Below are 7,762 nucleotides of genomic sequence, written 5' to 3'. Positions count from 1 at the left end.
ACCCCCCGCCGCGGCGCCTGCCACTGCAGGCGCTGGTGGCCGCAGACCTGCAGCGCGCGGTCAATAGCGGCCTGCGCAGGTGGCTGGCCGCTGTGCGGCGCGTGCGGGTCTGCACGCGGGCCAAAGCCCCAGAGCGACACCAGCGCGCCGACGGTCGGGTCATAGGCGCCATCGCAGGCGCGGGCCCAGTAGAGGGCCGCATCCAGCACCTGTGCCAACTCAGGAGGCAGCACATGCCAGGTATCTGCAGCGGCGCCATTGAAGCGCGAGAGGCAGGGGGCCGCCTCCCCGTTGCTCATCTGCGCGATGACGGCATCGAGCGTTTGCTGCACCAGCGCCTGGACCGGCGCCAGCGGGGCGTAGTCGGGGTTGGCCAGACGCAGCGACCAGGTGGTGCCCATCGTTGCGCCCTGCAGGCTGTGCAGGCTGCCATGCTGCGCATGCTGCATTGCCGGCGCCCTCCAGGCGGGGGATGCAAAGGAGCGGCCGGCTAAAGCCTGACCCGCCAGGGCAGACTGGCCTTCGCCCCGGGCCTGGGCCTGAGGGATCTGCCAGATGCCGGTGCCATAGTGGATGCGCGGTGCCGTGCTCATAGACGCTCCGCGATCAGGCCAGCGCTTGTCCGTGTTGCTGTCACCGGCGACCGCGCCTTAAGGCAGCACTTCCAGGGTGGCGACATAGGCCAGGCGGCGTTCCTTGGCGATGGGGGTCGAGGTCTTGTCGTCCTTGACGTCGGCATCCAGCCAGTACATGCCCGCGGTGGGGAACTTCACCTTGACCTGGCCCTGGGCATCGGTCTTGAGCTTGATCTCGTTGACGGCATCGCGGTAGCGCTTGCCATCGGGCACCAGCACCACTTCAACATCGGCCGCCGGCTTGCCATCGACATGGAAGGCGAAGGTGGCTTCCTCACCGGCGACCAGATCGTTGGGGTGGGTGACAGGCACCAGCTCCAGGCCCTTGCCGCTCAAACGCAGGGGGCTGGGCTTGCCCATGGTCACAAAGGTTTCGATGCGGCTGATGCTTTCTGCCACGCGCACTTCCTTGGCATCGGCGGGGATCTGCTTGGCGATCTCGTCGGCGCTGCCGCGCAGCCGCTTCATCTGGCCGGCTGCATCCTTGTAGGAGCCCATGACGCCGCTGTTGACGATGGCCAGCTGGTAGGTTCCCGCTTGCTCGGGCTTGAGGTCAAACACGCTGCGCAGCTCGCCCTTGTGGGCGTTCTTGGGCTCCACCGTGCTGCCATCGGGCGCCGTGATCACCAGCTTGTCCAGGCCCAGCGGGCGGTGGTTGAAGAAGAACATGTCATTGGACACGGCGGCATCGACCGTGACCCAGTCCGCCTTGGACAGCACGGTGCTCGAAGGCTTCATCCAGACGCTGTGGGCCTGGGCACCGAGGGCGGCACAGCTCAGCGCCAGCGCGGCGGCAATACGGGTGGCAGAAAACATGGGGACTCTCCTCAAAAATGTAGGTGTGTTGGATCAGGGCTTGAGTTCGAGCTTGATCTCGCCCAGCTCCGTCTTGCCCTGGGCCGACAGGCTGGTGGCCTGCTTGGCGGGCCATTCAAAAGGAATGCTCAGCAGCTCGCGGCCACCGACTTCGCGTGCGGCCTCGATCTGCAGCTTGTACTGGCCTGGCTCCAGCTTGGGCAGCGGGTTGCTGCCTTCGGAGAACGACAGCGCATGCTTGCCTGCCGGCTTGGTGGGCTGGGTCACGCCATCGATGGGCACGCTCAGCTCGCGGCCTGTGCGGCGCCACCACTGGCGCATGTCCTTGAGCCATTTGGCGCCTTCGGCATCGCGCTTTTTCACCTCATACCAGACCGACAGGTTGGCTGCCACTGTTCCATCGGCGCGCTCCAGCCAGATGGCCACATAGGGGCGGTGGTATTCGGCCACCTCCAGGCGTGGCAGCTCAACGCCGACATTCAGCCCACCGGCGACGGCCGGCAGCCCGGCCACCGCCGTCAAGGCCACGGTGAAACGCGAAACAGTGCTTGTCATTTGCTCTCCTCAGAATAAGTCGGTGTGGGTGTCGTCAGTGCACCAGCAGCAGCGCCAGCAGCGCCGGGACCAGCAACCCCAGGCCCACCATGGGCCAGGTCATGGGGCGGCGGCCTGCATGCATCTGCAAAATGAACAGACCGGTGATGCAGAACACCAGGCAGGCGCCCGCAAAAATGTCGATGAACCAGGTCCAGGCCAGGCCGGCATGGCGGCCCTTGTGCAAATCGTTGAAGTAGGAGATCCAGCCCCGGTCGGTGGATTCATGCTCGGCCTGCCCATCGCCCAACGCAACGCGCACCCAGGCATCGCCACCCGGCCGGGGCAAGGCCACATAGACCTCGTCTTCACTCCACTCCACCGCACGCTGGCGGGTGTCGGCGCCCAGCTCTGCGCGCAGCCAGCCTTGCACATCGGCGGGCAGCGCCTGGGCTGCGTCTGCGGCCTCTTTATGACTTGCAGCCGCCTGTTGCAGGCCCTGCAGCAGCGGCGCGGGCAAGGTCCCCTCGCGCAGCACCACGGCGGGCTTGGCCTCGATCTGGCCGGCATGGTTGAGCGTAAAGCCCGTCACCGCAAACAGCAGCATGCCCACCAGGCAGATGGCGGAGCTGACCCAGTGCCATTCATGCAAGGTCTTGAGCCAGTAGGCCCGCTGCGAGGAGGAAGACGCGTTGGCTTTCATGCGGAGAGGGGGCAGGCCCGGGCCCAGGAAAAGCTGGGATTTTAAGGAAAATAAACAGTAATGAATCTCATTTTCAAATACTTTACCGATGGGAAATGCACCAAGTCCGTTAAAGGGAGCCCTGCGCAAGTCTGACCAGCCACGCCATCCAGCGCGTGAATGCATGGCCTCGGACTCCAGCGATCGAACCTATTCCGGCGACGCGGCAACGCGGCTGTCTAAAGTCTTTGGCCTGTCTTTGGGAACCAGGCCAGACCGAGACCAAGCGGCGCAGGCGCGCGATATGCAAGGCCCCCTGGGCTGGGCAAGGAAGCCGCAAAATGGACGCCCGGGATTTTCTTTGGGGCGAGGATGGAGAAACCGAAGCCAGAAACTGAAAGCCAGACTTTCGGCAGCGGCCCCAACGCGGCGATGCTTTGCGCAGACGCTGCGGACTCAGAAATCAGAATGGATTCTGTTTGTTGCTAATGTGCAACATTGAATTTCTGAAAGTACGCGCTTACCGGCTGTGGAAGCGATGTAAAGATGTCACCTCGGTCTCATATCCTGACCGAGAATCACTATCAATCGCAATAAAATTCGCAATGCGGCATATTTTTTTTATGCACCGCATCTCGTCTTTTCATTCCCGCCCTCCCATGCCACAGAACCAAAACACAACAAATTCAAATGTAGGTGCTGGTCTTCACTGCGAACTCACGCAGGTTGTACTCGCTGCCGGCCTATGCCTGATGGGTGCCAACGCATTGGCACAGCAACAGCCAGCGCAAGAAGCCACCTTGCCAACGGTCAAGGTACAAGATACTGCCGACACGGTATTGAACCCCCAGACCGCCACCCAGGGCAAATTCACCGCGCCCCTGATTGACACCCCCAAGACGGTCAACGTCATTCCGCAAGAGGTGATTCAACAAACGGGCAGCACCACGCTGACGGATGCATTGCGCCTGAGCCCAGGCATCACGATGGGATCCGGAGAAGGAGGTAATCCTTCGGGTGACCGCCCCTTCATCCGTGGCAATGATTCGCAATCGTCCATCTATGTGGACGGCGTGCGCGACATCGCAGCGGGCTCGCGTGAGATGTTCAACATCGAGACCGTCGAAGTCGTCAAAGGTGCGGACTCCGCCTATGGTGGGCGTGGCGGCGCAGGCGGCTCGATCAATATGGCCACCAAGGCGCCAAGCAAAGAAAACTTCTTCAATGCCGACCTGAGCGCAGGCAATGCCAACTACAAGCGCGGCACCATCGACATCAACCGGGTGATCAATGAAACCACCGCGATCCGTTTGAATGCCATGGCACACGATGCGGATATTCCAGGTCGCGAAGGCCCGACGAACAAGCGCTGGGGCATTGCGCCGAGCATCACCTTTGGTCTTGGCACCCCTGACCAGCTCACCCTGTCCTACCAGCACCTGGATATTGACAATATTCCCGATGGCGGTGTTCCGTACTACTACAACAAGACCACGGTGCCAGCATCCACCCGAGACATCACGCTGCGCCCCGACAATGGCGGCAACAGCGAGAACTGGTACGGACTGACCGCGCGGGATAAATACAAGGAAAACGGAGACCGGTTCTCGGCGAACTACGAACACAAGTTCAGCGACACCAACAAGCTGCGCAACACGTTGCGCTGGAGCGGCTCCACCCAGGACTATGCCTGGACCCAGCCCGATGACAGCCAGGGCAATGTGGCCAACGGACAGGTCTGGCGCCGTCTGAACTCGCGCTACTCCAAGACCTACAGCCTGCAAAATGCCACCGAGCTAACGGGCAAAGCCGAAACGGGCAGCGTCAAGCACAGCTACGCATTCGGGTTGGAGCTGGCGACCGAACGGTCCAAGGTGGACAGCTACAGCATGGTGGATGCCAATGGCAACGCCATCGCCAACAGCAACCAGTGCATTGCAGGCGGTTCGCCCTATATGTGCACCAGCCTCTCGAGCCCCAATGGCAACGATCCCTGGACCGGATCGCTGGTTCGCGCCAACAGCTGGACCAACTACAAGAGCGACACCGTTTCGCTCTACGGATTCGACACCGTCACGCTGACGCCAGAGTGGATCGTCAATGGAGGCCTTCGCCTGGACCACTACAACACGAGCGTCACCAATGCCAAGAACATCGAATACGAGCGCAATGACAACCTGCTGAACTACCAGCTCGGACTGGTCTATAAGGTGGCTCCCAACGGCAGCCTGTATGCCAACGTCGGCTCCTCCTCCACCCCCGGCAACAGCGTGCTGGGACAAGGTCTGGAGAGCCAGACGATCGACCCAACCAGCGGCCGCACGCCGGTGACCAATGCTGATCTGCTCAAGCCCCAGAAGACCCGCTCTTATGAGATTGGCACCAAGTGGGACCTGCTGGACAAACGCCTGGGCGTCACCGCGGCCATCTTCCGCAATGAGACCTCCAATGCCCTGGTCATCGATCCCACCGGCGGCACCGCCTCGATGGTCGGCAAGAAAGCGGTCAACGGCTTGGAGCTGGGCCTGACAGGTCGCGTCACCAAGGACGTCGATGTTTTTGCTGGCTATACCTTCATGGACAGCAAGCAGTCCGAGATCGGCACGGTCACCTCCGGTGCGCTTGCCGGCCGCCCTGCGGCAGGGACGGGCATGGCCTTTCCCAACACGCCCAAACACAGCCTGAGTTTGTGGGTCAACTACCGTCCTGACGCTCAGCTCACGCTGGGCCTGGGCGCATTCGGCCAAAGCGAGGCAGTCGGCGGCTACGGCTACACCACCGATGGGCATCTGGTCACGCGTGCCATCCCTGGCTACATGCGATTTGACGCCATGGCGAGCTACAAATTCACCAAGAACCTGAGCCTGCAGGTGAATATCCAGAACCTGACCAACAAGCAGTACTACGCGTCCACGTACTCGACGCACTATGCAACGCCTGGCTACGGCCGCTCGGTGATTGCAACGCTGCAGGCACGCTTCTAACTGCCCATAGAGTCGGCTACGACCTGAGCCCCGCGCACATGCCAACGCGGGGCTTTTTCGTTAGCATCGCACTGTGTGATAAGGCGCCCAGCCAGGCGCTATCATCCCTTGAATGTTGACACCCTAGGTTCGGTCACCAGATAGCGGCACCGCCGCTGGAAGTATTACGCTGATGCTGTTACGTATTCCCGCCCTGCTAACACCGAAGGATGTCGAGCAATGCCGCGCGACCTTGGCGCAAATCGACTGGCAAGATGGCAAGGCTACCGCTGGCCATCTGGCCATGAAGGTAAAGGACAACCAGCAATTGCCACTGGACAGCCAGGCGGGCATGCAGATGGGCAACCTGATTCTTGACCGGCTTGGCCACAATCCCCTGTTTCTGGCTGCCGCACTCCCCGCCAAGGTATTGCCGCCAAGATTCAACCGTTATGCGGCAGGTGGCACCTACGGCAACCACATTGATAACGCGCTGTTCAACATGCCGGGCTCCGCCATCCGCGTGCGCTCCGATGTGTCCACCACGGTGTTTTTCTCGGACCCTGATGAATACGACGGAGGCGAGCTCGTTATCGAAGATCTGTATGGCGAACAAACCGTCAAATTGGCCGCAGGGGATGCCATTGTCTATCCCGGCGACAGTATGCACCGCGTCAACCCGGTGATGCGGGGTGTTCGGCTCGCCAGTTTTTTTTGGACACAAAGCCTGGTTCGTAGCGATGCGCAGCGACGGCTGTTGTTCGATCTCGACCAATCTATTCAAATGCTGGAGCGCGATCACCCAAGCCATCCGCGCATTGCTGCGCTTTCTGGCACCTATCACAACCTGCTGCGCATGTGGTCCGAGGTATGAACGGCTCCAACGACATCGCTGCGGCCCCCGCTTTGGCCAATGCCATGGGCCAACCCATCAAAGCCCCGCTCCAGCAGATTCCGCCCGATATCAGCTCAGTCTCCGACTATGCGCGCCACGCGATAGCGCATATCGAAGCGAAATCATGGGCCCACATCGAAAGCGGCGCAGACCAGGGGCTGACGATGGCAGAAAATCGTGCAGCATTTGACCGCATCCTGCTCAGGCCTGAATCGCTGTGTGATCTGGCTGGCGCCAGCACAAGGCAGACGATCCTGGGCCAAGCACTGAGGTGGCCTGTGATGCTGGCGCCAGTCGCCTACCAGCGCCTGGCCCATCCCGAAGGTGAACTCGCCACTGCACGAGCCGCGATGGCCATGCAAACGGGTCTTGTCGTCAGCACCCTCTCCAGCTACACACTCGAGGAGACCATCGCTGCTGCGCAAGCGGCAACCCAGGAATTGGGACGCAGTGCGCCCATGTGGTTTCAACTCTACCAGCAGCCTGAGCGCCGCCACAGCCTCGATCTTCTGCGCCGCGCCGAAGAAGCAGGTTACCAAGCCATTGTCTGGACGGTGGATGCAGGCCTCAAACGTTCGGGCTTCCCGCTGCCCCCGGGTGTGGAGCCCGCCAACTTGCGGGGACTGCCTCCCCCAATAGTGCATGTCAGTGATCTGATGAGCGACAGCGTGCTGTTCGGCTCTGCGCTTGCCGACAGTGCACCTTGCTGGGACGATTTACGGTGGCTACGCCAACAGACACACCTCCCCCTGATCATCAAAGGGGTGCTTTCCGCTAACTCTGCGCGAAAGATGCTGGAGCTGGGCGCCGATGCGCTCATCGTCTCCAACCACGGTGGCCGTGTGCTCGACAGCACCATCTCGGCGCTTGATGCACTCGCTGAGATCCGCAGCGCTGTCGGCCCGCACATCCCGCTCATGCTGGACGGCGGTGTTCGCTATGGGACCGATGTCTTCAAGGCACTGGCACTTGGCGCCAGCGTTGTCTTCTTAGGACGACCACAGCTCTACAGCCTCGCGGTAGCAGGAATGCTGGGCACGGCGCACATGCTGCATGTGTTAAGAGCAGAGCTGGAATTGGTGATGGCACAGATGGGTTGCGCAGGCCTGCAGGACATCCACGAAGCACTGCTGTGTGAAGCACGCCACCCTGACAGGAAGTGAAACTGGTTGGGCATTCCCAGCACTTGAGCGTCTGGCTGGCGGCCGCCGGGCCATCGCACGGGGTACACAAGCCG

General features: G+C 61.6%; 7 protein-coding genes. 3 read left to right on the top strand and 4 right to left on the bottom strand.

The annotated features are described in order from the left end of the window. The 4 genes from H928_RS33640 to H928_RS0119325 all read right to left on the bottom strand — a co-directional run. A partial coding sequence (locus H928_RS33640; protein WP_373604930.1) for an FAD:protein FMN transferase occupies nt 1–449 on the bottom strand: 449 nt, incomplete at its 3' end. 201 nt (nt 450–650) lie between these two features. Beyond that, nucleotides 651–1,451 carry a DUF4198 domain-containing protein gene (locus H928_RS0119335; protein WP_021027981.1) on the bottom strand — a complete coding sequence of 267 codons (801 nt, stop codon included), beginning with the start codon at nt 1,449–1,451 and terminating at the stop codon, nt 651–653. A 33-nt stretch (nt 1,452–1,484) separates the two neighbouring features. After that, on the bottom strand, nt 1,485–2,006 hold the full coding sequence (locus H928_RS0119330; protein WP_027011134.1) for a DUF2271 domain-containing protein: 522 nt from the start codon (nt 2,004–2,006) through the stop codon (nt 1,485–1,487). A 34-nt stretch (nt 2,007–2,040) separates the two neighbouring features. Continuing rightward, entirely contained in the window at nt 2,041–2,688 is a 648-nt protein-coding gene (locus H928_RS0119325; RefSeq protein ID WP_021027979.1) for a PepSY-associated TM helix domain-containing protein, read from the bottom strand. Between the two features lie 746 nt (nt 2,689–3,434). On the opposite strand from H928_RS0119325, the gene H928_RS0119320 reads away from it, so the two are divergent. The 3 genes from H928_RS0119320 (at nt 3,435) to H928_RS0119310 (ending at nt 7,688) form a co-directional block, all read left to right on the top strand. After that, the gene (locus tag H928_RS0119320) at nt 3,435–5,651 is read left to right on the top strand and encodes a TonB-dependent siderophore receptor (RefSeq protein WP_239645019.1); all 2,217 of its coding nucleotides are present in this window, start codon (nt 3,435–3,437) and stop codon (nt 5,649–5,651) included. A gap of 172 nt (nt 5,652–5,823) precedes the next feature. Then, nucleotides 5,824–6,504, top strand: a complete 681-nt coding sequence (locus H928_RS0119315; RefSeq protein WP_021027977.1) for a Fe2+-dependent dioxygenase — start codon at nt 5,824–5,826, stop codon at nt 6,502–6,504. After that, the gene (locus H928_RS0119310) at nt 6,501–7,688 is read left to right on the top strand and encodes an alpha-hydroxy acid oxidase (protein ID WP_021027976.1); all 1,188 of its coding nucleotides are present in this window, start codon (nt 6,501–6,503) and stop codon (nt 7,686–7,688) included. The genes H928_RS0119315 and H928_RS0119310 overlap by 4 nt, the downstream gene beginning before the upstream one ends. Nucleotides 7,689–7,762 lie beyond the last annotated feature (74 nt).

The sequence above is a fragment of the Comamonas sp. B-9 genome (genome assembly GCF_000410635.1).
Classification (GTDB): domain Bacteria; phylum Pseudomonadota; class Gammaproteobacteria; order Burkholderiales; family Burkholderiaceae_C; genus Comamonas.
This window is presented reverse-complemented; position numbering and strand designations above follow the sequence as displayed.

Bases quoted from the DNA above. Each gene is read 5' to 3' on its own strand.
- H928_RS0119335 (WP_021027981.1), bottom strand. From the start codon at position 1,451: ATGTTTTCTGCCACCCGTATTGCCGCCGCGCTGGCGCTGAGCTGTGCC.
- H928_RS0119330 (WP_027011134.1), bottom strand. From the start codon at position 2,006: ATGACAAGCACTGTTTCGCGTTTCACCGTGGCCTTGACGGCGGTGGCC.
- H928_RS0119325 (WP_021027979.1), bottom strand. From the start codon at position 2,688: ATGAAAGCCAACGCGTCTTCCTCCTCGCAGCGGGCCTACTGGCTCAAG.
- H928_RS0119315 (WP_021027977.1), top strand. From the start codon at position 5,824: ATGCTGTTACGTATTCCCGCCCTGCTAACACCGAAGGATGTCGAGCAA.
- H928_RS0119310 (WP_021027976.1), top strand. From the start codon at position 6,501: ATGAACGGCTCCAACGACATCGCTGCGGCCCCCGCTTTGGCCAATGCC.